20 protein-coding genes are annotated in these 25,051 nt (G+C 39.1%); 5 read left to right on the top strand and 15 right to left on the bottom strand.

What is annotated here, in order from left to right; all coding sequences use genetic code 11:
- Position 1: 1 nt before the first annotated feature.
- Positions 2-1,738 carry a GMC family oxidoreductase gene (locus ACJVDH_RS16460; protein ID WP_443944498.1) on the bottom strand — a complete coding sequence of 579 codons (1,737 nt, stop codon included), beginning with the start codon at positions 1,736-1,738 and terminating at the stop codon, positions 2-4.
- A 266-nt stretch (positions 1,739-2,004) separates the two neighbouring features.
- Between ACJVDH_RS16460 and ACJVDH_RS16455 the strand changes: the two genes are divergently transcribed.
- Positions 2,005-3,192, top strand: a complete 1,188-nt coding sequence (locus tag ACJVDH_RS16455; RefSeq protein WP_443944497.1) for a class I SAM-dependent methyltransferase — start codon at positions 2,005-2,007, stop codon at positions 3,190-3,192.
- 397 nt (positions 3,193-3,589) lie between these two features.
- Here the strand turns inward: ACJVDH_RS16455 and ACJVDH_RS16450 are convergent, their stop codons facing one another.
- On the bottom strand, positions 3,590-3,973 hold the full coding sequence (locus ACJVDH_RS16450) for a DUF1304 domain-containing protein (RefSeq protein WP_443944496.1): 384 nt from the start codon (positions 3,971-3,973) through the stop codon (positions 3,590-3,592).
- 505 nt (positions 3,974-4,478) lie between these two features.
- Here ACJVDH_RS16450 and dnaK point away from each other — a divergent pair.
- On the top strand, positions 4,479-6,380 hold the full coding sequence (gene dnaK / locus ACJVDH_RS16445; RefSeq protein ID WP_443944495.1) for a molecular chaperone DnaK: 1,902 nt from the start codon (positions 4,479-4,481) through the stop codon (positions 6,378-6,380).
- A gap of 265 nt (positions 6,381-6,645) precedes the next feature.
- Here the strand turns inward: dnaK and ACJVDH_RS16440 are convergent, their stop codons facing one another.
- From ACJVDH_RS16440 to ACJVDH_RS16390, 11 genes are all read right to left on the bottom strand, one after another.
- The gene (locus ACJVDH_RS16440; protein WP_443944494.1) at positions 6,646-7,545 is read right to left on the bottom strand and encodes a nucleotidyltransferase family protein; all 900 of its coding nucleotides are present in this window, start codon (positions 7,543-7,545) and stop codon (positions 6,646-6,648) included.
- A 48-nt stretch (positions 7,546-7,593) separates the two neighbouring features.
- The gene (locus ACJVDH_RS16435) at positions 7,594-9,168 is read right to left on the bottom strand and encodes a helicase HerA-like domain-containing protein (RefSeq protein ID WP_443944493.1); all 1,575 of its coding nucleotides are present in this window, start codon (positions 9,166-9,168) and stop codon (positions 7,594-7,596) included.
- Positions 9,169-9,267: 99 nt separating this feature from the next.
- On the bottom strand, positions 9,268-9,564 hold the full coding sequence (locus tag ACJVDH_RS16430; protein ID WP_443944492.1) for a chaperone modulator CbpM: 297 nt from the start codon (positions 9,562-9,564) through the stop codon (positions 9,268-9,270).
- A gap of 4 nt (positions 9,565-9,568) precedes the next feature.
- On the bottom strand, positions 9,569-10,462 hold the full coding sequence (locus ACJVDH_RS16425) for a DnaJ C-terminal domain-containing protein (protein WP_443944491.1): 894 nt from the start codon (positions 10,460-10,462) through the stop codon (positions 9,569-9,571).
- Positions 10,463-10,768: 306 nt separating this feature from the next.
- Positions 10,769-13,186 (bottom strand): prolyl oligopeptidase family serine peptidase, encoded by a 2,418-nt coding sequence (locus ACJVDH_RS16420; protein ID WP_443944490.1) that lies wholly within the window; start codon positions 13,184-13,186, stop codon positions 10,769-10,771.
- Between the two features lie 206 nt (positions 13,187-13,392).
- Positions 13,393-13,809, bottom strand: a complete 417-nt coding sequence (locus tag ACJVDH_RS16415) for a DUF1801 domain-containing protein (protein ID WP_443944489.1) — start codon at positions 13,807-13,809, stop codon at positions 13,393-13,395.
- A 251-nt stretch (positions 13,810-14,060) separates the two neighbouring features.
- Positions 14,061-14,759 carry a 2,3-diphosphoglycerate-dependent phosphoglycerate mutase gene (gene gpmA, locus ACJVDH_RS16410; protein WP_443944488.1) on the bottom strand — a complete coding sequence of 233 codons (699 nt, stop codon included), beginning with the start codon at positions 14,757-14,759 and terminating at the stop codon, positions 14,061-14,063.
- 289 nt (positions 14,760-15,048) lie between these two features.
- Complete coding sequence (locus ACJVDH_RS16405) at positions 15,049-16,164, bottom strand: M42 family metallopeptidase (RefSeq protein WP_443944487.1); 1,116 nt, start codon at positions 16,162-16,164, stop codon at positions 15,049-15,051.
- Between the two features lie 97 nt (positions 16,165-16,261).
- Positions 16,262-16,687, bottom strand: coding sequence for a GNAT family N-acetyltransferase (locus ACJVDH_RS16400; RefSeq protein WP_443944486.1), 426 nt, complete (start codon positions 16,685-16,687; stop codon positions 16,262-16,264).
- Between the two features lie 2 nt (positions 16,688-16,689).
- Positions 16,690-17,853: an MFS transporter gene (locus ACJVDH_RS16395; RefSeq protein ID WP_443944485.1), complete on the bottom strand. Its 1,164-nt coding sequence runs from the start codon at positions 17,851-17,853 to the stop codon at positions 16,690-16,692.
- 91 nt (positions 17,854-17,944) lie between these two features.
- Positions 17,945-19,486 (bottom strand): acyl-CoA carboxylase subunit beta, encoded by a 1,542-nt coding sequence (locus ACJVDH_RS16390; protein WP_443944484.1) that lies wholly within the window; start codon positions 19,484-19,486, stop codon positions 17,945-17,947.
- Between the two features lie 262 nt (positions 19,487-19,748).
- Here ACJVDH_RS16390 and ACJVDH_RS16385 point away from each other — a divergent pair, with 262 nt between their 5' ends.
- The 3 genes from ACJVDH_RS16385 to can all read left to right on the top strand — a co-directional run bounded on the left by ACJVDH_RS16385 (position 19,749) and on the right by can (position 22,497).
- On the top strand, positions 19,749-20,096 hold the full coding sequence (locus ACJVDH_RS16385; protein ID WP_443944483.1) for a hypothetical protein: 348 nt from the start codon (positions 19,749-19,751) through the stop codon (positions 20,094-20,096).
- 127 nt (positions 20,097-20,223) lie between these two features.
- Positions 20,224-21,828: a SulP family inorganic anion transporter gene (locus ACJVDH_RS16380; RefSeq protein ID WP_443944482.1), complete on the top strand. Its 1,605-nt coding sequence runs from the start codon at positions 20,224-20,226 to the stop codon at positions 21,826-21,828.
- Positions 21,829-21,840: 12 nt separating this feature from the next.
- Complete coding sequence (gene can / locus ACJVDH_RS16375) at positions 21,841-22,497, top strand: carbonate dehydratase (protein WP_443944481.1); 657 nt, start codon at positions 21,841-21,843, stop codon at positions 22,495-22,497.
- A 62-nt stretch (positions 22,498-22,559) separates the two neighbouring features.
- Here the strand turns inward: can and ACJVDH_RS16370 are convergent, their stop codons facing one another.
- The gene (locus ACJVDH_RS16370; protein WP_443944480.1) at positions 22,560-22,820 is read right to left on the bottom strand and encodes a hypothetical protein; all 261 of its coding nucleotides are present in this window, start codon (positions 22,818-22,820) and stop codon (positions 22,560-22,562) included.
- A gap of 180 nt (positions 22,821-23,000) precedes the next feature.
- Positions 23,001-24,635 (bottom strand): L-glutamate gamma-semialdehyde dehydrogenase, encoded by a 1,635-nt coding sequence (gene pruA / locus ACJVDH_RS16365; RefSeq protein ID WP_443944479.1) that lies wholly within the window; start codon positions 24,633-24,635, stop codon positions 23,001-23,003.
- Between the last annotated feature and the right edge of the window lie 416 nt (positions 24,636-25,051).

Below are 25,051 nucleotides of genomic sequence, written 5' to 3'. Positions count from 1 at the left end.
ACTAAATGTTTTGTTTTTTCTTTTGGGCTAAAATATATTCGGCAGTTCTCATAGATAAAGCTAAGATTGTCCAGGTTGCATTTTTATCGCCTTGCTGTACAAACGGACCCGCATCAACAACAAAAAGATTCTTACAATCATGCGCCTGGCAATATTTATTTAATGCCGATTTTTTCGGGTTATCGCCCATGCGGATTGTGCCAACTTCGTGAATAATTTTGCCTGGATTTAATAAACCATAATTGGTATCGGCTCCATGAATTTCTGAGGTAACAACGGCGCCCATTTCTTTCATGATAGATAAAAAGGTTTCTTGCATATGTTTGGCCTGCAGGATTTCTTCTTTTGCCCATGTGTAATTAAACCTCAGTACCGGAATACCGTATTTATCGACCATATTCGGATCTATTTCGCAATAGTTGTTTTCTCTTGCAATCGCCGTTCCGCGGCCAGCCATTCCAACGCTTGTGCCATAAAAGCGGCGGTAATCCTCTTTTAATGATTTTCCATATCCACCAGCGGTTTTCATTTTTCCATTTCTATCCGGAACCATTCCGTTTATTTTTGCCACGCCGTTTCCAAATCCGTAAGATGGCATTCCCATTCCGCCGCCGTATTCAATATGATAACCCCGCGGAAAATCCAAATTTTTATTGTCTAGCCACCAAGGCGAATAGATGTGAACGCTGCCCAAACCATCTTCATTGTAACGTTTTCTATCTACCAGTTGCGGCAAGAAACCATAAACACCAGCTCCGGTAGAATCGTGTAAGTATTTTCCCACTACACCGCTACTGTTGGCCAAACCACCCGGATGAGCAGATGATTTTGAATTTAATAGAATACGCGCAGATTCGCAGGCACTGGCGCCTAAAATAACCAGTTTTCCTTTTACCTGGTATTCCTGCAAATCTTTTCTATTTACATAAGAAACACCAGTTGCCATTCCATCTTTATCCGTCAATACTTCTCGCACCATTGCATCGGTAATTACCGTTAAATTTCCCGTTTTAACCGCGGGAATAACCAAACAAGAAGAGGATGAAAAATCGCCATAAACTTTACAGCTTCGGCCGCATTGCCCGCAATAAAAACAAGGTGCACGGTCATTATTACCTTTGATGGATTCTGTCATAACCGCACCACGACCGGTAATGACTCTTACACCAGCTTTTTCTGCTCCTTTTTTGATGAAAAGTTCGTTTAATCGTGGTTTAGGTGGTTTCATAAATATTCCGTCAGGTTCGCTTTCAATTCCCTCAACGGTGCCGTAGATTCCAATCATGCGGTCTACTTTATCGTAAAAAGGTTTTACATCGCTATATGTGATTGGCCAGCTATCTGTTAATCCGTCTGTTGGTTTGAAATCTTGTGGGCCCATCCTTAAAGAAATTCTTCCCCAGTGGTTGGTTCTTCCACCGAGCATACGCGATCTGAACCATTCAAATTCAGTTTTATTTTTTTGCGTATAAGGTTCTCCTTCCAATTCCCAACCTCCATAAGAAGCGTCGAAATCTCCGAATGGACGAACAGTTCCTGCTCCGCGACGGGGAGATTCCCAGGGCCATTTTAATTGATGTGAATCTAATCTGGGGTCAAAATATTGACCGGCTTCGAGCATTAAAACTTTCTGTCCGGCATTTGCGAGTACATACGCAGCCATGCCTCCACCCGCACCCGAACCTACTACAATGGCATCGTAAACTGTTGGTGATTTTTTAATTTGAAAATCGTTCATGAAATCTGGTTAGCTGATTATTTTATTCTAAAATAATCTTTAATTTTTTTAAAGCGAAGTGATTTTCCTTTTTTAGAATGATTTTCATCAATCTTGATTTAAGCTTTACTAAATCGAATTAATTAATATCGCTGTGATCGGCCAACAAAAGAGTTTTTTATCGGTTATTACGATTTTTTTATTTAAAAAGTCGCTCTAATGTTACAATATTTTCGTGCGGTGTACTAACAAATAATTTGGTTTATCTTTGTGCTTTAAATTTGCCGATGATATTTTCAGAACATATAGAACAATTTATTTCTGCTTTAGAAGAAAGTTTAAATGCAAAGACCTTTGTTAAAATTTCTTTGGGAAATTATAAAGGAGCGGAAGAGGCATTAAAACAGATTCTTATTCGCAAAGTTACGATTAAGCGCGAAGAGAAAGTGGCATTCACTTTTCGGTATAAAACCAGAGATGTTGTTAAGAATTTTGGAATGGATGAAGCTGTAACGCTAATTTCTGAATATCTGGCTTCGGGATTTAAAATTGCTACACTATTTACTACAGAACGGGATCTAATTATTGAAGAGCTTAATAATGGAAAACTGGTCTTACGCGAAGTAAATGCATCAAGCACACAATTACCGGAATCGAATCACGATAAACAAAAAAATAGAATTATTAAGTCTGATGCAAAATCTTATCTAACAGAACTTAAAATTACTGATGCCGATGGTAATGTGTTTAAGAATGCGCAAGACAAATTTCGCCAGATTAATCATTATATAGAAATTCTAAGTTCGCTTATTAAAGAATTACCGGACGGAACAATTAGAAAAGTTGCCGATATGGGATCTGGAAAAGGTTACCTCACTTTTGCACTTTATGATTATTTACACGCAGTATTAAAGCTGGAAAGCGAAATTGTAGGTGTCGAATATCGGCAAGATATGGTTGACCTTTGCAACACTGTAGCGCAGAATGCAGGTTTTAATCGATTGAAATTTGTTCAGGGAACTATTGAAGATTATGTAGCAGAGGAAGTGAATTTGTTAATTGCGCTGCATGCCTGTGATACGGCTACCGATGATGCGATTTTTAAAGGTATAAAAGCCGATGCAGAACTGATTGTAGTGGCACCTTGCTGCCATAAACAAATTCGCCGCGAGATGGAAAAAAATAAGGTGGCTAATGAGGTTTCGTTCTTAACCAAATATGGGATTTTTCTGGAACGACAGGCAGAAATGGTTACAGATGGTATTAGGGCTTTGATACTGGAATATTTCGGATACAAAACCAAAGTCTTTGAGTTCATATCTGATGCGCATACGCCTAAAAATGTTTTGGTTGTAGGAATTAAAGGTAAAACACTTAGCGAAGCACGCAAAGCAGAAGTTTTACAAAAAATTAAGGCAAGTAAGGAATTTTTCGGAATTGGATACCATCATCTCGAACGCTTATTGGACATTTAGAAATTACGATTTACTTACTAAAAGGTATTGTCAATTCTTGATGCTTCGTCATTGCAAGGAGGGACGATGAAACAATTTTTACATTTAGAATTATATTTTTTATAGGATAGATTGCTTCACGAATTCGCAGAAATCCCTTACTTCAGTTCGCAATGACGAGATTTTGCCGCTTTTGTCATTATCTATCGGTTGGTGTCTCCACCGAAAAACCTAAAACTGTGGATGTACAAAGTTTTCCAGAAAAAGCAAGATCAGTGCAATAGCGGCGGGTACAGCCTGTACAAATAAAATTCTTTTATCTATCGGTTGGTGTCTCCACCGACCGAAAAAAATCCCCTACTTCAGTTCGCAATGACGAGATTTATCTATCGGTTGGTGTCTCCACCGACCGAAAAACTTAAAACTGTGGATGTACAAAGTTTTCCAGAAAAAGCAAGATCAGCGCAATAGCGGCAGGCACAGCCTGTACAAATAAAATTCTTTTGCCGGCAGTTGCCGCGCCATATATACCTGCAACAAATACACAAACAAGAAAGAATATGGCAACATTGTGTTTCCACTCTAAATTGGTAATACATAACGACCAGATTAAACCAGCGGCTAAAAAGCCATTATAGAGGCCTTGATTTCCGGCTAAAGTTTTGGTTTGCGGAAACAACTCTTTCGGTAGGCTTTTAAATACTTTTGGTGCTTTAGTTGTCCAGGCGAACATTTCTAGCCAAAGAATGTAAAGGTGAATGATTGCAATGAGTCCGATGATGAGTTGGGCAGTTAACTCCATATATTTTGGCTTAGAATATTAATGTGTTAAAGGTAAAAAATATTTTCAGCCACAGAACAGACAATAAATTCTAATTTCTGAAGAATATTTTGAAACGGTTTTCCACGGAATCAGAGAAGAACGCAAAAATCAACTTTAACCTGATAAAAGCAATGTATGTAAAGTTGTTTTGTTGGAGTCTTTAAACGGATGCATTGTTGGTATTATATTGTCACTAACATTAAATGATAAACCCGATTGTAGCGGTAGCCCCGGCTTTTTTTGCCGGGCTCTAGCGGAAAGCGGGAGTGAAGCAGCCACAGGGTAGTAACGCTGGTTTTCAAAAATAATATTCAACCTTGGAGCTACAACTCGCCCGAATTCTGTCATGCTGTCAGTATACTTCGAGCATTTTATTTACATTTTTTCAGGCTTTATGCCGATTTATATGACAAAAACCAATTGGCACAAGCATTGTTTAACAGGTGTAGATTTAACTTAAAAAAGAAAGAAAATACATAATACAATGGGAAAAATTATTGGAATAGACTTAGGAACAACCAACTCTTGCGTTGCGGTAATGGAAGGTAACGAGCCTGTAGTTATTGCGAACAGTGAAGGTAAACGTACTACACCGTCTATCGTTGCATTTGCAGAGAACGGTGAGCGTAAAGTTGGCGAGCCTGCTAAACGTCAGGCTATTACAAACCCAACTAAAACCATATATTCAGTGAAACGCTTTATGGGTAACAGTTATGACGAGAGTGCTAAAGAAGCTGCTCGCGTACCGTATAAAGTTGTGAAAGGTGATAACAACACACCACGTGTTGAGATTGACGATAGAAAATATACTCCACAGGAAATTTCTGCAATGATTTTGCAGAAAATGAAAAAAACTGCTGAAGATTTCTTAGGTCAGGAAGTTACAGAAGCAGTAATTACTGTGCCTGCTTACTTTAATGATGCACAACGCCAGGCTACGAAAGAAGCAGGTGAAATTGCAGGTTTAACTGTAAAACGTATCATTAATGAACCAACTGCTGCGGCTTTGGCTTATGGCTTGGATAAAGCACACAAAGACATGAAAATTGTTGTGTTTGATTGTGGTGGTGGTACACATGACGTTTCTGTTTTAGAATTGGGTGATGGCGTTTTTGAAGTGAAATCTACCGATGGTGATACTCACTTAGGTGGTGATGACTTTGACCACATTATTATCGACTGGTTAACAGATGAATTCAAATCTGAAAACAGCATGGATCTTTCTAAAGATCCTATGGCGTTACAACGTTTGAAAGAAGCTGCTGAGAAAGCTAAAATTGAATTGTCTAGCACAACTTCAACTGAAATTAACTTGCCTTATATTACTGCTGATGCTAGTGGACCAAAACACTTAGTGCGTACATTATCTCGTGCTAAATTTGAGCAATTGGCTGGCGATTTAATTAAACGTACTATTGATCCTTGTAAATCTGCGTTGAAAAATGCTGGTTTAAGCACAAGCGATATCGACGAAATTATCTTGGTAGGTGGTTCAACTCGTATTCCTGCAATTCAGGAAGCTGTTAAAGCTTTCTTCGGTAAAGAGCCAAGTAAAGGTGTAAACCCTGATGAAGTTGTGGCAATTGGTGCTGCTATTCAAGGTGGTGTTTTAACTGGTGATGTTAAAGATGTATTGTTGTTAGACGTTACGCCTTTATCATTAGGTATTGAAACTATGGGTGGTGTAATGACTAAATTAATTGAGTCTAACACAACTATCCCAACTAAAAAATCTGAAACGTTCTCTACCGCTGCTGATAACCAACCGTCTGTTGAAATTCACATCTTACAAGGTGAGCGTCCAATGGCTGGTCAGAACCGTACAATTGGTCGTTTCATTTTAGATGGTATTCCACCAGCACCTCGTGGTGTTCCTCAGGTAGAAGTATCTTTTGATATTGATGCCAACGGTATCTTACACGTAAGTGCAAAAGATAAAGCAACTGGTAAAGAGCAAAAAATCCGTATCGAGGCTTCTTCAGGTTTGACAGATGCTGAGATTCAGAAAATGAAGCAAGAAGCTGAAGCTAACGCTGCAGATGATGCTAAACAAAAAGAAGAAGCAGATAAAATCAATAGCGCTGATGCTTTGATATTCTCTACAGAAAAACAGTTGAAAGAATTTGGTGAAAAATTATCTGCGGATAAAAAAGCGCCAATTGAAGCTGGTTTAACTAAGTTGAAAGAAGCACATGCTTCACGTAACTTTGCTGATATTGATGCAGCTCAAACAGAATTGCAAAACGCTTGGAATGCAGCTTCTGAAGAGATGTACAAAGCAGGTGAACAACCTCAAGGTGGTGCTGAACAACAGCCTCAAGGCGAAGGTCAGCCTCAGCAAGGTGGCGACAACGTTACTGATGTAGACTTCGAAGAAGTTAAATAATCAGGCCGAAAGGCTCAATAATAGAAAGCGTTTCTGATTCAGTTCAGAAACGCTTTTTTGTTGTTAACCATTCCATGCTTTTAAAAGGAAAATTGAAGAAAATTCATTTTATATTTTCTTCAATTTCATATATGGTTGGTGAATTTAAGGGAGAATATTTAAACTTCTCTCAAAATTTTAATTCTATAAACTAAAAGTTTGTTTACAAAAAAGGTTCAGTTATGCATATTAACTGAACCTTTTCTTTTTAAAGAATCGGAATATTTTAATTCCAAAGATTTTCCGGGTATTTTCCTTCCTTGATTAACTGATCAATTGAAGCGTGAACAAAAGGCTTATCTTCCTTATACGTTACGCCAAACCACTTGTTTGATGTTGGTACCACTTTAAAAGTTGCTGTATTAGATTTAACCAAATTTTCGCCAATCAGCGGAATGAAAAATTCTGCCTTAGGCTTTTCTTTATTGGCAATGGCAAATTCTCTGAAGAGCTCTTCTGTAATTGGGAATACAGCTGGTGTAAAACCCCAGAAATTCATAGACACTGGTGTGTTATATTCCAGCGGAAATTCTCCGCCATCTTCTTCATAATAAATTTTACCATCTTTAGGGTAAACCTTTGTACGTTCAATAATTTCTTCCAGATTTCCAGAAGCATCTACTTTGCACACGCCACGCGAAACTGAACCATGCTCAGAAAGTGTTTTGCCAATTTCGTAACCAATGATCGAGAAATTACTGTCTGTTACTTCATCATTTAAAAAATCGACCATTTTCTTGAAGGCATCAAAACCATAATAGTCATCTGCATTAATTACGCAAAAAGGTTCTTTAATGGTATTTCTGGCCGAAAGAATGGCGTGAGCCGTTCCCCATGGTTTTTCTCTATAAATTTCTTCTTCAATTCCGAACTGTTTAAGGTCGAAGTTTTGGAATACATAATCTGTTTCAATTTTACCTTGCAACTTAGGTTCAAAAATCGCTTTAAAGCTATCTACAAACTCTTCTTTGATGATAAATACAACTTTGCCAAAACCGGCATTGATCGCGTCATATATTGAATAGTCGATGATTGTTTCACCATTAGGACCGAAACCGTCAATTTGTTTCATGCTCCCGTAACGGCTTGCCATCCCGGCAGCCAAGATTAATAATGTTGGTTTCATATTGCGAAAATACTAATTAGAGCGTTTTTTTAATTTTTTATTTTATAATTAAAAGCCAAACAAGCCGCCGCCGCTTTTTGTTCTGGTTTTTTTTCCTGTTAACATGCCAAAAATGCCCCGAACAATCTCTTTTCCGATTTGTCTGGTAATAGTTGCGCCCATAACTTGCTCAACTATACTCTTTTCATCAGATTTGGGTTTGTTTTCTGTTTCGGATTCCTTTTTTATTTGTGCTTCTTCTTTTGCTTGTGCTGCTGCCTCTTCCTGGTCGTTAATTCTTTTGGTTAAAATCTCGTAAGCACTTTCAGGATCAATTGCATCTTTATATTTTGCAAACATCGGACTACCTTGAATTAACTGGTCTAAATCTGTAGCGGTTAAAGGGCCCATCACCGCACGTGGCGAGGTAAGCATGGTTGCAGAAACTTCCGTAGGGATTCCTTTCTCATTCAATACCGTGATTAGTGCTTGTCCGGTTCCCAATCCGGTTAATACCTCGTTAATGGTATAGAAATCCGATTTCGGGTAGGTATTTACGGTTTTCTTCAGCGCATCCACATCATTTGGTGTAAACGCACGCAATGCATGCTGAAAGCGGTTGCCCAATTGGCCTAAAACACTTTCCGGAACATCAGTCGGTGCTTGCGTAGAGAAGAAGACGCCAACACCTTTAGAGCGGATTAGGCGGATAATGGTTTCAATCTGTTCCAGAAATGCTTTAGAGGAGTTTTTGAACAGTAAGTGTGCCTCATCGAAAAAGAATACCAGCTTGGGTTTGTCTAAATCGCCGGCTTCCGGAAGACTTCCAAAAATTTCTGCAAGCAGACTAAGTAAAAAAGTTGAATACAGAACGGGTTGATTTTGTACATCGGCGATGTTTAGCAGACTAATTACACCTTTGCCATCAATCCGTTCAAAAAGATCTTCTATATCGAAAGATTTTTCGCCAAATAAGCCACTTAATCCTTGTTGTTCAATGGCGACAATTTTTCTTAAAATCGTTCCGGATGTTGCGGTAGAAATGCTTCCGTAACTGCTTTTAATTTCTTTTGCACCAGGCCCGTCAGATAGATAGGATAGCAGTTTCTTTAAATCGTTTAAATCTATAATTGGCAGTTTATTGTCATCGGCATATTTAAAAATCACAGCCAATACGCCGGTTTGTGTATCGTTTAAATCTAGAATTTTTGCGAGTAAAGTGGGCCCAAATTCTAAAACGGTGGCACGCATTTGCGCACCTAATTTTCCGGAAAGTGAATAAATTTCTACAGGAAAGCCAGATGGTTCAAAATTTTTTCCCAACTGTTTTGCACGTTCTTCAATTTTTGGATTTATAGCGCCAGGTTGGTTCAGACCAGAAAGGTCGCCTTTAACATCGAGCATAAAAACAGGTACACCAGCATCGGAGAGTTGCTCTGCCAAAAGTTGTAATGTGCGGGTTTTACCCGTACCTGTTGCACCAGCAATTAAGCCATGCCTGTTCATCATTTTCAACGACAGGTTAATTTCCGCATCGGCACAAACTTGCCCATCCAACATACCTGCACCTAAATAAATGTATGAACCACTGGGTGCATATGAGGCCTTAATTTTTTCGATAAATGCATTTGAAAGCTCACTCATAGTTACATGTTTAGAATGCCCAATTTAAGAAACTAATCTTAAAAAAGAAGGCTTTTTACATTAGCCTTTTGCAAAGTAACCAGATTGTATTTCAAAAATTTAAGTGATTTGCCGGTAGTATTGCAGCTCATTTTTAAGGGCACTTAGCTGGTTCTGCATTTCTTGTATTTGAGATAAAAGCAGCGAAACTGCATGCAAACCTTCAATGTTTATTTCAAGATCATTTGCTAGCCGTAAATAACGTTCCAGTTTAGACAACTCATCAACATGAATGAAACTTGATCTGGAAACTCTGGTGGTTTGGATAAGGCCTACATCTTCCAAAGATTGTATAAAATTAATTTCGATTTTATGATGCAGACAGATGTCCTCTACCGATATTAATGTATTTTCCATAAAGCTAAAGTTTAGACAATTGCTCAAAAAGGTCTTTTTGTTCTGTGCTTAGTTTAGTTGGCAATTTTACCTGCCATTTGACATACAAGTCGCCAAACTGGTTTTCTTTTTTATATACGGGGAAACCTTTTCCTTTTAATCGAAGTGTGGTATCTGGCTGAGTACCTTCTGGTATTTTCAGTTTTACTTTTCCATTTAGTGTGTCTACAATTTTCTCGCCACCTAAAATTGCAGTGTATAGGTCAATATCTTCCTGTAAAAAAATATCGTTCCCTTTGCGTTTAAACTTCGCATCTTCTGTAATGTTAAAAGTGAGAAACAGATCGCCTGGAGGGCCATTATTTACGCCTGGCGCACCATAACCCGGAAGTTTAATTTTCTGTCCGTTTTCCACGCCCGCCGGAACCGTAATGCGTACTTGTTTACCATTTACAGTTAAGGTTTGTTTGTGGGTTGTAAAGGCATCGATTAGATTGAGTGTAAGATCTGCGTTGTAATCCTGGCCTTTAAACGGAGAATTGCGGCTGCTTCTCCCGGCACCGCCGAACATGGACGAGAAGAAGTCCGAAAAATCACCGCCATCAAAACCACCAGAATAACTTTGTTGTCCGCCGTTGCGGCTTTGCGATTGATATCTGCGTTGTTGTGCTTGTTGCGCATCCAGTTGATCGGCATGTTGCCAGTCTTTACCGTATTTGTCGTATTTTTTCCGTTTATCCGGATCGCTTAAAACCTCATTCGCTTCATTAATTTGCTGAAACTTTTTATTGGCTTCGTCATTATTCGGATTCAGGTCTGGATGATATTTTCTGGCCAGTTTACGATATGCTTTTTTGATATCATCCGTAGATGCGGTTTTTTTAAGATCGAGGATTTTATAATAGTCTATATATTCCATGTGTACGTAACAAAATGAGGTTAAAAAATGTTCAAAAGCGATACCAAAAAAGGCGATGGACAGTAAAAATAAAATGCTTTTGTTTTTCGCTTAAAAATAAGCCGATATGCGGCAATAAGCAAATAGAATGCACGAAATAAGGAGAATCATTTTTCTGAATAGAACTGTTGCTGCAAATTTTTTGAGTAAACAAAAACGGCATTTACTTTATTTCATTAAATAACGAAACCGAACGCCGAACTATTTTTTTGCGAATAAAAAATGCCCCGGAAAAACCAGGGCATCAGATATTGGGAGAGAAAGGTATTATTTTTTGTTTTTCACATATTTTTCAAGCCATTGGTCTTGCTCCCAAAGTGCATGTAAAATGTTTTCTTTGCCGCGGTAACCATGCGCCTCGAATGGTAAGAATACAAAGCGTGTGGTGCCACCAGCACCTTTTATTGCATTAAACAAACGTTCGCTATTTATCGGAAAAGTACCCGGATTGTCATCAGAATCACCATGAATTAAAAGCAAAGGCGTTTTAATTTTATCGGCATAACTAAACGGGCTCATTTCATAATACAATTGTGGCGCCTGCCAGTAAGTACGTTCTTCATTTTGGAAACCGAAAGGAGTAAGTGTACGGTTGTATGCGCCGCTTCTGGCTATTCCGGCAGCAAAAAGGTTAGTATGCGCCAATAGGTTCGCGGTCATAAAAGCGCCGTAACTGTGGCCACCAACTGCCATACGTTTACGATCGCCAACACCTAAATCAGAAAGTTTATTAATTGCCGCCTCTGCATTTTGTTGCAATTGTTCAATAAAAGTATCGTTAGGTCTTTTGCCGTCTTTAGCTACAATCGGCATTTCTGCATTGTCCAACACGGCATAACCGCGGGTTACCCAATAAATAGGAGAGCCCCAGGCAATTGCAGTGAATTTGTCTTTTGAACCGCGAATCTGCGCTGCATCTGCTGCCGAATTAAACTCGCGTGGATATGCCCAGATTAAAGTTGGCAACGGACCGTCTTTACCTTTGTTGTAGCCTTTAGGCAAATAAAGATCGCCGGTTAAATCTACGCCATCGGCACGTTTGTAAGAAATTTTCTCTTTAGTAATGCCTTCTAACGATGGATATGGATTTGCAAAGTTAGTAACCGGGCGATCGGCGACGCGTAAGATCAGGTTTTTAATATAATAATTTGGAACCTCTTTCTGCGTTTCCTTTCTGGTTAACAATACCAGTTTCTCCGGATCGATTACATCACTCACATATTCAAAAGTTCCTTCCTGACTGCGCCAAATAATTTCATTTTCTTTGGTTTTGAGGTCAAATTTGGCTAGGAATGGTAAATCGCCTTTTTCTGAAGAACCTACAGTATTGTTCATCAAAATTTTGGTTCCGTTATCTACGGTTTTAATTACAGAACGACCAAATTTATTTTTTACTGTAACAGGTGTTCCCGGATTTCCGTAAGCATCTGTTTGGTTTCTGCTGTAAAGCTCTTCAATCTTGCCGGTTGTAGGGTTGTAGACACTTACTTTATTGGTTTGTTTGCTGCGTAAGCCTTCCATCACAAGTGCCAGATTTGCATCTCCCCATTGTACGCCTCGGTAACGTGTTTCGGTTTTGAAAAGTTCTTTTTCTGATCCAGTGAAAGGTGCACTAAGTGAATAGATCGCATCGTGAAAAGGAACTTTGGTTTTTATTAAGCCACTATCTAAAGGTTTCGCCCATATCAGCGTTGCAGGTTCATCATCGCGCCAATCAAAACCTCTGGCAACATTTTGTGTATTGTCATAGCCCGAAGGTGTACCTTCTGATGATGGTAAATCTGCTACATTTTTAATGATTTTTCCAGTAACATCAACAATAGAAATTGTAGAGGGAAAACCTCTTGCAGAAACCAGGTAAGAAAATGGTTTATGTAAGGTTTCTGTTAGAATATATTTTTTATCGGGTGATAATTGCGCTGAAGCATAAATTGCTGGCTTACCAATCGGAGTTTCTACACCACCAGTATTTTTTACCAGTTGAGAAGTGGCAAAAAAATCAAACAATTGCTCGTCAAATGGCGATTTAATTAAATCCTGATAGGTTGCACTTGGTGCTGCTTTGCCTAAATTTTGTTGAATGGTTGGCCCGGTTGGCATAAGTGGTTTTGCCGGCGCAGCACTTGCGGGTTTGGTAACTGTTCTATAAATAATGGTGTTGTCCGTTAACCAGGTAATTCCACCACCTAAAACGGTATTTAAAAATGCCTTGTTAATTTTAGTTGCTTTTTTTGTAGCCAAATCTATGGTGTATAAGTCTACACCTTTTTGCGTAGTATTGGTAAAAGCGATCTTATTTTCGGATGGATTCCAGCTGATGTTTCCTGCGTATAAAGGAGCAGGAAGTCCGGTTACCTGAAAAGTTTGATTTGATTTTATGTTTTTCAGACTCAAATTGTTGATGAAAGTCTGTCTGCTTAAGGCATAATTGTTTGGGTTTAGTCGAAGTCCGGCGATGCGGTATTCTGGCATAGCCAATTCTTCTACAGAAGGATAGGAATTGCGTTCACTAAATAAAATCCATTCTGCTTTTCCATCAATGCTAGTTGCAGGTGTCGGTTTGGCCAAAAGCAAATCTGCAATTTCTTTTGGCGGAGTTTGATAACGTACTGCATCTTGTGCCATGCTATTGAGTGATGCGCACGCCCCGGCAATAACCAGGTAAAGTTGTATTTTTTTAATCATAAAGCTTAGGTTAGTAAATTATGGATAACCAAAGATTGCAAAAATTGACCTTTTAGTGCGTAACTTCTTACTTACAAGTGGAAGAAAAGAATAAATAGAAGTTCTTGTCAGAAAAATTATTTCTTCGTTTCTCCTCGCATTCGCGAGAGTTGACAAAATCCTCATCAGGGCGTCAGATAGACTCCGTATGCGGACATCTTATTTAACTAACCGTATTGATTTTTAATGTGATCAACAGCGTTGCTGATCATTGTACGCAGTACTTCAAGATTTACATCGCTCAGTTTTTTAATATAAATACAAGCTTTACCGGTTTTGTGTTTACCAAACTGTTTAAGCAATTCTTCCCGGTTGGCAAAATTGCCAGAAAGATAAAGGGAAATGGCATTGGCTCTGGGCGAAAAGCCAACCAAAGGTGCATCACCTTCGTGACCACTTTCATAAACGTAATGGTATGTACCAAAGCCCACAATAGCTGTTCCCCACATTTTAGGTTGCATGCCGGTAAGTTCTGTGATCAAATGAGAAAGGGCAAAACAATCGATTTTTTTTTCATCTGGTTGGGTGGCATTTAAAAAATCTGTTACGCTTAGCGTATTTTCTGTGGTTTTATTTTTTGCCATAACGCTGGAGATAAAGAAAATAGCCACTTTTGGGGTGGCTATTGCTGTAAAAGAATTGATCTTTTTTATGGTGTGCCTGCCCTCCGCGGATATCCCGCTCACAGGACTTTTTTATCTTTGTTTTGTTGATAACAATTTAGGCATAAGTTAGTTTCGTTGCCGAAAATAATTTTACACACTCTGTGGAAAATGTGGATAAGTATAAATTCACTTTTATTTTTTTAAAATTGATATGAATCGCTATAAGGTAATTAATGCTCATATTGAAGGTAATAATGGCGGATTTTTTTCAAATCGTCATCTAATTCATATACCAACGGGCTACCTGTTGGGATTTCAAGTGCGGTTACTTCTTCATCAGAAAGGCCGTCAATGTACTTAATAAGTGCACGCAGACTATTCCCATGCGCTGCAATAATAACGCGTTCATTTTGGCTCATTGCCGGCACAATTTTTTCATTCCAGTATGGCAGAACACGTTTAATGGTATCACTGAGGTTTTCGGTTAAAGGAATTTCATCGGATTTCATAGATGAATACCGGGCATCGTTTACAGGGTTTCGCGGATCTTCAAAATCAATTGCAGGCGGTTCTTCATCCGGATTTCTGCGCCATTTCTGAACTTGCTCTGCGCCATATTTTGCGATGGTGTCGTCTTTATTCAAGCCTTGCAATGCGCCATAGAAACGTTCATTGAGATGCCAGCTTTTATACTCCGGGATCCAAAGGTGATCCAATTCTTCTAAAACGATGTGTAGCGTCTTAATTGCGCGTTTCAGCATCGATGTAAAGGCAATATCAAAATTATATCCGTGAAGGTTTAAAATCTGGCCGGCCTTGCGCGCTTCGAGTGCGCCATTTTCTGTGAGTTCTACGTCGGTCCAGCCGGTAAACCGGTTTTCCTGGTTCCACAGGCTTTCGCCATGGCGTATTAAAACGAGTTTTTTCATCTCAAGCACAACAATTGAAATTGAAAAATGCTTTGCAGAAAGTGATTAAAGAATTGTAAAGTTTTTTGCACGATGAGGGAAAAGCAGAACCGCTGTTTCTTGCAGAACAGAAGTTAACTAAACCTGACATACGCGGAAAGCGCCCGGCATGTTTGGATCTGGTATTGCCGCGGGCCTTGCAGCATTGGCGGGAAACGGCTTTAATCTGTGTTACAGAAGTTGCTTTACAAATAAAAAAACCTGGAGAAATTTCCCCAGGCCTAAAATAAAATGGCAATTTTATTTGTATTTATTTAAATTCTCTAAAATCGTGACCGTTTTCAATGTTGAGTAAGCTTTCGTAAATTAAGCGAATTACATTGTCTACATCTTCTTTGTGCACCATTTCTACAGTGGTGTGCATATAGCGCAGCGGAAGTGAAATTAATGCCGATGGTACACCGCCGTTTGAGTATGCAAAAGCATCGGTATCGGTTCCGGTAGAACGTGATGATGCCTGGCGTTGAAAAGGAATATCGTGTTTTTCTGCAGTTTTAATCAGCAGTTTATTCAAATTGGTTTGTACTGCCGGAGCATAAGAAACTACAGGTCCTTTACCTGCCAAAAGTTCGCCCTGAATGTTTTTATTGATCATTGGCGTTGTGGTATCATGCGTAACGTCTGTGATAATGGCCACATTTGGTTTGATTCTTTGGGCGATCATTTCTGCTCCGCGAAGACCAATTTCTTCTTGAACGGAGTTTACAATGTACAAACCGAACGGCAATTTTTTCTTGTTTTCTTTTAGTAATCTGGCAACTTCGGCAATCATAAAACCACCAACACGGTTGTCGAGTGCGCGGCCTACATAATAACGATCGTTTAATACCATAAACTCATCTTCATATGTAATTACGCAGCCTACATGAATGCCCAAAGCTTCAACTTCGTCTTTCGTAGTGCAACCGCAATCTAAAAAGATGTTTTTTAATTCTGGTGTCTGCTCTTTTTCACCGTGGCGTGTATGAATGGCTGGCCAGCCGAATACGGCTTTAACCAAACCTTTTTCTGTATGGATGTTTACACGTTTTGAAGGTGCAATTTGATGATCTGAACCGCCATTGCGGATTACATAGATTAAACCATCTGGAGTGATATAGTTTACATACCAGGAAATCTCATCGGCATGCGCTTCTATCACAACTTTAAAATCGGCTTTTGGGTTGATTACGCCAACTGCAGTACCGTAATTGTCTACGAAATGATCGTCTATATAAGGTTTAAGGTAATTTAACCAAAGTTTTTGCCCTTCCCATTCATAGCCGGTTGGAGCAGGATTGTTGATGTATTCTTCAAGAAACTGCAGCGATTTTTCCGTCACCACTTTTGTATGTTTCTTTTTGTCTTCTTCTTTTTTCTTAGCCATATTGTACTATGATTAATTGTGATTTACTTGACTGAACGGCAACTTTTATAAGGCCAATTGAGCTGCCTTTGGAATCTGCCATTGAATGGCGCTCAATTTAAAGTTCTTTTTCCATTACCACAAAATCAAATCCATCTTTAAAAAAGGTGTTTTCGGTTTCGTGGAAGCCAAATTTATAATAAAATTCTTTAGCATTAACACGTGCATTGCACCAGATCTTTGTTGCTTTTTGAATATGACAGAAATCTAAGATATGTTGCATAAGTTTAGAACCTAAACCCAGTTTTTGCGCATTTGATAAAACTGCCAGTTTCCGAAACTGATAGACATCTCCTTGATGAAATAAGGAAACTACGGCCGTCAGTGCATGATTTAAGTAAAGGCCAAAATGTACGCCATCAAAATCATCGCCAAGTTTTACGCTGTCAAACGGCATATCGGGATACATCACTTCATGGCGAATGCGCCAGGTTAAAGATGGAAATATCTGTTCAATTTGTATTAGAGGTTCTGATGAATCCATGTTTATATAATCGGTTTTTTAGCACCATAAAAGCGATAGATTAAAATATTAAGCACAACTATGGCAGCAATGCCGTAACAAAATAAATTCCAGCCGCCTTTGCTCCAAAGGAATAAGCCCAGCGCCGAGCCGCAGCTTGCACCAATAAAACTAACGGACATGAATATCGTATTTAAGCGATTTCGAGCTTCAGGAATTAGGGTGTAAATGCGGGTTTGGTTGGTTACATGTATCGCTTGCTGGCCAATATCAATCAATACAATACCAATTACAAATAAGTAAAGCTGTTGACCGGTGAAGTAGAAAAGCGCAATGCTGACGATTTGTAGGATAAACCCAATCATCAGGTTTTTACGTGGATTATTTCCATCGCTTAGTTTACCTACCAAAGGTGCAGCCAGTGCACCAGCTGCGCCGGCAATACCGAATAAACCGATTTGCAAAGTCTGAAAATTGAACGGTGGATTGGCGAGAAAAAGTACCATAGTTGTCCAGAATGCGCTGATGATGGCGAAAGCCAGAAAATTAATCAGCGAAGTTTCGCGCAATACAGGTTGCGTTTTAATGTAGCTAAACATAGAACGCATCAGTTGCTTGTAAGTTCCTTTAAAACCAGGGAAACTTTGCGGGAAACGTTTTGCCATAAGCACAATGAGCAAACCACAGATGATTGCAGCCATATAATATACAGAACGCCAACCCAGCCAGAAACCAATACTGCCGCTTACAGCTCTTGAAGCCAGAATACCTACAAGTAAACCGCTCATAATCATCCCAATGTTTGTTCCTCTATTTTCATCAGTACTTAAATTTGCAGCCAACGGCAAAATTAACTGAGGAACAATAGAACATGCGCCAATTAAAACTGAAGCACATTCTAATAAAAAAAAGGTTTTGGAAACGGCTGCTATTAATAAGGCAACAATGGCTAATGCTGTAATGAGTAAGATTTGCTTCTTACGCTCAAACATATCGCCAAGTGGCACCAGTAAAAATAACCCTAGTGCATAACCAATTTGTGTGAGATAGGTAATGTGGCCGGCAACTGTTTCGTTAATGCGGAAATCTTTAGCCACAAGAATAACCAGGGGTTGGCAATAGTATATGTTTGCAACAATAAGGCCGGTGCAAAAAGCCATTAATAAAATATCTATCCGTTTAAGCATAAAATTTTGTATTAGTATAGCGCAGGGCGTTTGGAGCGAAACGTACTCGTTTGGGGTTAATCGCTATTATACAAACCTCCACGTTCTTCGCTCACAAAGGTATATTTCCATGCTTTTTTCTGGGAGCATTGACAACTTTATTTTCGAGCATTTTAAAAGCTTTAATGAGTTTTAAACGGGTCTGTGAAGGTTCAATCACCTCATCTATAAAGCCACGTTCTGCTGCTCTGTATGGGTTTGCAAAAATATCTGAATACAGTTTTTCTTTTTCAAGCCATTTTTCCTGCGGATTTTCTGCGGCTGTGATTTCCTTTTTAAAGATAATTTCCGCGGCACCTTTAGCGCCCATCACTGCAATTTCTGCACTTGGCCAAGCATAATTCATGTCGGCACCAATGTGTTTACTGTTCATTACATCGTATGCACCGCCGTAGGCTTTCCTGGTGATTACTGTAATACGTGGAACTGTTGCTTCGCTAAAGGCATAAAGCAATTTGGCGCCATTTGAAATAATGCCGTTCCACTCCTGATCTGTTCCGGGAAGAAAACCAGGCACATCTTCAAAAACAAGTAAAGGAATATTAAAGCAATCGCAAAAACGGACAAAACGCGCAGCCTTAGTTGAAGAATTGCTATCTAATACGCCTGCCAGATAAGCGGGTTGATTGGCAACAATTCCAATACTTCTGCCTGCCAATCTGGCGAAGCCTACAACTATATTTTCTGCGTATGCAGCATGTACCTCTAAGAAGGAATCGGTATCGATAACTTTAGAAATGATTTCGCGGATATCATAAGGTTGTGCAACATTCTCCGGTAAAAAGGTATTTAATTCCGGGCGGTTTTCATCCGCTTGTTCATACAGCAAGGCATCTGCAATTTCCTCGCAGTTTTGAGGCATATAACTCAGCAATCTTTTTAAATAGTCAATAGCTTCAATTTCATTGGCGCAGGCAAAATGTGTAACACCAGATTTTGTTGCATGTGTTGTGGCGCCTCCAAGTTCTTCAGACGTGACTTCTTCATGCGTTACAGTTTTTACCACATTTGGGCCGGTCACAAACATATAAGAGGTATTTTCTACCATCAAAATAAAATCTGTTATTGCCGGAGAATATACCGCCCCGCCGGCGCAAGGCCCCATAATTGCAGAAAGCTGCGGGATTACACCAGATGCCTGTACGTTTCTGTAAAAAATATCTGCGTAACCACCTAAAGAAACCACGCCTTCCTGAATCCGAGCACCACCACTATCATTTAAACCAATAAGAGGTGCGCCGTTTTTCATCGCCATATCCATCAGTTTACAGATTTTTTCCGCGTGCGTTTCAGAAAGTGAACCGCCAAAAACAGTAAAATCTTGCGAGAAAACATAGGTAAGTCGGCCATTAATTGTTCCATAACCAGTTACCACACCATCGCCAGGATATTTTTCCTTTTCCATTCCAAAATCGGTACTTCTATGCGTAACAAACATTCCAATTTCTTCAAAACTTCCTTCATCCATTAGGAAATGAATCCGTTCTCTGGCGGTAAGTTTGCCTTTTTTGTGCTGAGCTTCAATACGGGCAGTACCTCCACCGATTGCGGCCTGATCTACTTTTTGTTTAAGTTGAACGATTTTTTTTTCCATAGCGATGTTATCAGATTTTAAATTTAAAAAATCGCGGTGGTATTGCAAGCTGTATTTTTAGTGCCGAAAGTGAGGTCGTATATAACACACAGAGCGATATGGACTTACAAGTTATTGGCCAGAAGATAAAAATGTGTGAATTACAGGTTTAATCTGAAAATTTGAGACTAAAAAATTCTAATGTTTTTTTAATGAGACATACATGAAAAACCAATTATCCGTTTACTTTTGTAAAACGAGATTAAAATAGCATTAGAAAATTATGTTTCTGCGCAAATACAAGTATATCATCGTTGCAACATTTATGTTCATCTTTTTAGGAAAGATGATAATTTCTGGCGCTCCCGTGTTTTGCAGTTGCGCAGATAAGGAAATTTTGAAGGCTGTAATTATGCAGATTGAGCAAGAGCACGAAAGTGGAAAAGATGCAGGTAAAAATCTTGCCAAATTTACAGACCTTAAACTGGTTGATCTTAATCATCCAATATTTTCTTATGAATTTTCTTCCAGCCATTTTATACTGAACAATAGCTTTATAGAGCATTTTAGAAGGTATGTAGATCCACATCATCCAACTGTACCCACACCACCTCCAAATTTTATCGCCTGATTTTAAGGTGTTAGAAGGGTTTTCGTATCATGATGGCCTGCAATTCGCTATGGCCAGTCGCTTGTTCAAAACAGCGCAGTAACACCACAGTTTATTCATTAATTTTTATCTAATTAATTATGTTGTTATGCGAAATTTTGAACCTTCTGCAGCCTATACGGATGTTAGAAAATATTTCTTAAAAAAGAATCTCAAACGGGATTTGCCCTCAAGTATCGTTGTTTTTTTAGTGGCTTTGCCACTTTGTTTAGGTATTGCATTGGCATCTGGAGCGCCATTATTTGCTGGGTTGATTGCCGGTATCGTTGGCGGTATTGTTGTTGCCTCAATCAGCGGTTCTCAATTGAGTGTAAGCGGCCCGGCCGCAGGTCTCACTGTAATTGTTTTAAGTGCTATTGGTGCATTAGGAAGTTTTCAGGTATTTCTTTTGTCAGTTGTTCTGGCGGGTGTTTTGCAATTCATACTGGGTGTAATAAAAGCCGGAACAATAGGTAACTATTTTCCATCAAGTGTGATCGAGGGTATGCTCGCTGCCATCGGACTTACGTTAATTCTGAAACAATTGCCTCATGCATTTGGCGTAGACACTGATTTTTTCGGCGATGAAGGCTTTTTTCAACAAGACCATGAAAATACTTTTACGGCAATTTCTGCTGCGCTCAATCATTTAAGTTTAGGCGCTGTCATAATTAGCGGTTTATCCATCACCGTACTGATCTTATGGCCAAAATTTAGAAAACTTAGTGCCGTGCCTGCACCATTAATCGTAGTGTTAATCGGGATTTTTGGAGCTCTAGTATTTTCATCTTCAGATGCCGCTTTAAGATCAGAACAGTTTGTTGTAATTCCCGTAGTATCCAATGCGCAGGAATTTTTCAACTTATTTAGTCTGCCTGATTTTTCTGCCATAAATAATCCAAAAGTATGGATTACGGCTGCTACTATTGCAGTTGTAGCCAGCCTGGAGACATTATTGAGTATTGAGGCCATTGATAAGATTGATCCGATAAAAAGGGTAACTCCAACCAATAAAGAATTAATGGCGCAAGGCGTAGGAAATATGATTAGTGGAATGCTGGGCGGTTTACCAATGACATCGGTCATTGTGCGCAGTTCTGCAAATGTGAATGCCGGTGGGCGCACCAAAATGTCGGCTATATTTCATGGCTGTTTTTTACTGCTTACTCTTTTATTTATACCAAAGGTTTTGAATATGATTCCTTATGCATGCCTGGCTGCAATTTTATTGGTAACGGGCTACAAGCTGGCGCGAATTTCACTCTTCAGGCATATGTATCATAAGGGATGGGATCAGTTCATTCCCTTTGTGGCAACAATTCTGGCTGTTTTACTAACCGATTTGTTAAAAGGCGTAGGTATAGGAATGGCCATTTCTATATTCTATATGCTCAGAACCAATATGAGAAACCCTTTCTTTTATCGTATCTCTAACGAAGGCGATAAAAAACAAGTTAGAATAAAACTATCAGAAGAAGTTTCCTTTCTAAATAAGGCAGCTATTCAGGTTGTTTTAACTAATATTCCTGCAGAAACCAATGTGATTATTGATGCTACAAACTCCAGGTATATTGATCCTGATGTATTAGAAACCATATACAACTTTAAACACAATGCATTTACAAAGGGCATCATGGTTACGCTAGAAAACGTACAGAAGCAATACAATGTGCCGAAATTAAACATCAGAATTGCAGAGGAAATTAACAATTAAAAAAAAGAAATTATGTGTGCTAAAACTATAGAGACAAAAGATATTACCTACGATGGTTTGTTGCAAGGCAACCAGGATTGGGTAAAAGACATGATTGCCAACGACCCAGAGTTTTTTGACAAACTATCCTCGGGACAGAGTCCGCCGGTACTATGGATTGGTTGCTCGGATAGCCGGGTGCCGGCAAACCAGATTACAAATACCAGACCTGGAGATATTTTTGTACACCGCAATATCGCAAATGTTGTTGTACATACGGATATGAATCTACTATCTGTTCTGGATTATTCTGTGAATGTATTAAAAGTAAAACATGTAATTGTTTGCGGACATTATGGATGTGGTGGCGTAAAAGCAGCACTGGGCAATAAGCAGGTTGGAATCATAGACAATTGGTTGCGCAATATACGCGACGTTTACCGTACGCATGATGGCGAACTTGATGCGATTACCAATACAGATCAAAAGTTTGATCGTTTGGTGGAGTTGAATGCAATTGAAGGCGCAAGAAATGTGATGAATACTTCTATTGTACAAAGCGCATGGTCTGGCGGACAAGAATTGTCTGTTCATGCCTGGGTATACAGTTTAAAAACTGGTATAATCAAAGATTTGCAAGTAACATCTTCTACGTTAGACGATGTCGCACCCGCATTTAAAGTGAGTTAATATTTAAACTGTACTTAGTTATTAAAATGCCCGAAAAGTGTTTCGCTTTTTGGGCATTTTTTTTATTTGCTTTCTGAGTTGGGCATATTGCCGGCATGTCCTTTATTTCCTTTATCGGCATCTTCGCGGGCTTCTTCCGAGCCAAAATCACCTTTACCGAAGTTTCTTCCTAAATATCCGGCATCAGATTTTACTTCATTTTTCTTTTCATTGTCATTACTTCTATGCCGTGGAACCTGATTTTCCGGTAGATTAGATCGATCCGCAGCATTGTCGGCTTTTTCGTTGCCCAGATTTTTGTTTTCTTGATCTGTGTTTTCCATGGGATATATTTTTGATTTTTTAAATAGAACAGTCGTTTTGCCTGGATGGTTTTATAATTTCCAAGGTCATCACCGATTCGTCATTTCATTTCGATCGCAGGGACGTTTAGGCTAAACAAATACAAAACAAAAAACCTCCGGTTTTGCCGGAGGTTTTCAAGATTTTAATTAAACCGCAGATTAATCTTGCGCTAAAAATGGATAACGATAATCCGTTGGAGATTCGAATACCTCTTTAATCGTACGAGGAGAAACCCAACGCAAAAGATTAATCATAGAACCCGCCTTATCATTTGTACCAGAACCTCTCGCGCCGCCAAAAGGTTGCTGACCAACAACAGCACCAGTACACTTATCATTAATGTAGAAATTACCCGCTGCATTACGCAATGCGTGCGATGCTTTTTCTATTGCATAACGGTCCTGAGCAATTAATGCACCCGTTAATGCGTAAGGAGAAGTCGTGTCGATGATGTCTAAAATCTGATCGAAATCCTGATCTGCGTATACATAAACAGTTAAAACCGGGCCGAAGAGTTCTTCGCTCATAGTGACATACTTTGCATCCTGAACAACCAAAACTGTTGGTTCTATAAAGTAACCTTTACTTTTATCGTAATTACCACCGGCGATAATCTCTACACCAGCATCTTTCTTGGCCTGATCAATGTATTTTGCGAGCTTATCAAATGAACGTTCGTCAATTACTGCATTGATGAAATTACCGAAATCTTCAGTTCCACCCATTTTAAACGTAGCCAAATCACGAAGCATTTGTTTTTTTATTTCCGGCCAAAGGCTTTCTGCGATATACACCCTACTTGCAGCAGAGCATTTTTGCCCCTGATATTCGAAAGCACCGCGAACTATTGCTGTATTTGCAATATCTGTTTGCGCTGATGGATGTACTAAAATAAAATCTTTACCTCCGGTTTCGCCTACAATGCGTGGATAAGATTTGTATTTGTGAATATTGGTACCAATGGTTTTCCAGATTTCCTGAAACACCTTTGTTGAACCCGTAAAATGAATGCCAGCAAAATCAGGATGACTGAAGATAACATCTCCGGTTTCTGGCCCGTCTGCGTAAACCAAATTGATAACACCTGATGGCAAACCCGCTTCCATGAAAATTTCCATCAATAAGTTCGCTGCGTATACCTGTGTATCTGCAGGTTTCCAAACGACAACATTCCCCATCATTGCTGCAGATGCCGGAAGGTTCGCTGCGATTGCAGTAAAGTTGAAAGGTGTTAAAGCAAAAACAAAACCTTCTAAAGGGCGTTGCTCAACACGGTTCCAGCTGCCACGCGGTGATACTGGCGGTTGTTGCTTGTAAATGTCTGACATGTAACTCACATTGAAACGTAAGAAATCAATCAGTTCGCATGCCGCATCAATTTCTGCCTGGTAAGCATTTTTACTTTGGCCAAGCATCGTTGCTGCATTTAATTTATAACGGTACTTGCCTGCAATTAAATCTGCTGCTTTCAAAAAGATTGCTGCGCGATGCTCCCAAGCCAGGTTTTCCCAGTCTTGTTTGGCTGCTAATGCAGCATCTATTGCATTGCTGATATGTGTTTTGTCGCCAATGCTAAATTGCGCCAAAATGTGTTGATGATCGTGTGGAGGAACAACTTTGCCTTTTTTATTCGTATGAACAGCTTTTCCGCCAATATACATTGGAATATCTTGTTGATGTGAACGAGCATCTGCCAATGCTTCTTTTAAAAGCGTACGTTCTTTACTTCCCGGACCATAATTTAAAATAGGTTCATTTACCGGAGCCGGTACATTGAAAAATCCTTTAAGCATGATGTTTTTTTTATGATTTGCTGCAAAGATAGGGCTTTTCAGGCAAGTCAATTCTATAATTCTGTAAAGAAAATGGCGTAATTCAGAGCAACTATAAGACCTCTGCCTTAACAATATTGAAGATGGGTAACTGATTAGTTTTAAGTAAAACTAAGAGGACAGTAATAAAAAAACAAAAAAAATAAATACAACTTTAAGGAATAATGGTTATCTTCAATATGTCAATTCGCTAAAAAACTATTTAATCCCCAAATAGGTAGAAGCCGGAATAAAACCGGATGGCGAAACCAATGATGTCCGAGAGCCCAATTCGCATTATTGGTACTGACTGAAAATAACCAAATATTCATTGAGCAATCAATTATGAGCATTTTATCAGACGGACATGTACATTTTGGTATGAGCAATTTTGTTCG

The organism is Pedobacter terrestris (assembly GCF_052343045.1).
In the GTDB taxonomy this organism is placed as follows: Bacteria; Bacteroidota; Bacteroidia; order Sphingobacteriales; family Sphingobacteriaceae; genus Pedobacter.
Note: the sequence above shows the minus strand (reverse complement) of the source record. Positions and strands in the feature narration are given on the sequence as shown.

Bases quoted from the DNA above. Each gene is read 5' to 3' on its own strand.
- ACJVDH_RS16395 (WP_443944485.1), bottom strand. From the start codon at position 17,853: ATGCTTAAACGGATAGATATTTTATTAATGGCTTTTTGCACCGGCCTT.
- can (WP_443944481.1), top strand. From the start codon at position 21,841: ATGTGTGCTAAAACTATAGAGACAAAAGATATTACCTACGATGGTTTG.
- ACJVDH_RS16405 (WP_443944487.1), bottom strand. From the start codon at position 16,164: ATGGCTAAGAAAAAAGAAGAAGACAAAAAGAAACATACAAAAGTGGTG.
- ACJVDH_RS16460 (WP_443944498.1), bottom strand. From the start codon at position 1,738: ATGAACGATTTTCAAATTAAAAAATCACCAACAGTTTACGATGCCATT.
- ACJVDH_RS16400 (WP_443944486.1), bottom strand. From the start codon at position 16,687: ATGGATTCATCAGAACCTCTAATACAAATTGAACAGATATTTCCATCT.
- pruA (WP_443944479.1), bottom strand. From the start codon at position 24,635: ATGCTTAAAGGATTTTTCAATGTACCGGCTCCGGTAAATGAACCTATT.
- ACJVDH_RS16370 (WP_443944480.1), bottom strand. From the start codon at position 22,820: ATGGAAAACACAGATCAAGAAAACAAAAATCTGGGCAACGAAAAAGCC.
- ACJVDH_RS16450 (WP_443944496.1), bottom strand. From the start codon at position 3,973: ATGGAGTTAACTGCCCAACTCATCATCGGACTCATTGCAATCATTCAC.
- ACJVDH_RS16380 (WP_443944482.1), top strand. From the start codon at position 20,224: ATGCGAAATTTTGAACCTTCTGCAGCCTATACGGATGTTAGAAAATAT.
- ACJVDH_RS16440 (WP_443944494.1), bottom strand. From the start codon at position 7,545: ATGAAACCAACATTATTAATCTTGGCTGCCGGGATGGCAAGCCGTTAC.
- ACJVDH_RS16425 (WP_443944491.1), bottom strand. From the start codon at position 10,462: ATGGAATATATAGACTATTATAAAATCCTCGATCTTAAAAAAACCGCA.
- gpmA (WP_443944488.1), bottom strand. From the start codon at position 14,759: ATGAAAAAACTCGTTTTAATACGCCATGGCGAAAGCCTGTGGAACCAG.
- ACJVDH_RS16415 (WP_443944489.1), bottom strand. From the start codon at position 13,809: ATGGCAAAAAATAAAACCACAGAAAATACGCTAAGCGTAACAGATTTT.
- ACJVDH_RS16420 (WP_443944490.1), bottom strand. From the start codon at position 13,186: ATGATTAAAAAAATACAACTTTACCTGGTTATTGCCGGGGCGTGCGCA.
- ACJVDH_RS16390 (WP_443944484.1), bottom strand. From the start codon at position 19,486: ATGGAAAAAAAAATCGTTCAACTTAAACAAAAAGTAGATCAGGCCGCA.
- ACJVDH_RS16430 (WP_443944492.1), bottom strand. From the start codon at position 9,564: ATGGAAAATACATTAATATCGGTAGAGGACATCTGTCTGCATCATAAA.
- ACJVDH_RS16435 (WP_443944493.1), bottom strand. From the start codon at position 9,168: ATGAGTGAGCTTTCAAATGCATTTATCGAAAAAATTAAGGCCTCATAT.
- ACJVDH_RS16385 (WP_443944483.1), top strand. From the start codon at position 19,749: ATGTTTCTGCGCAAATACAAGTATATCATCGTTGCAACATTTATGTTC.
- dnaK (WP_443944495.1), top strand. From the start codon at position 4,479: ATGGGAAAAATTATTGGAATAGACTTAGGAACAACCAACTCTTGCGTT.
- ACJVDH_RS16455 (WP_443944497.1), top strand. From the start codon at position 2,005: ATGATATTTTCAGAACATATAGAACAATTTATTTCTGCTTTAGAAGAA.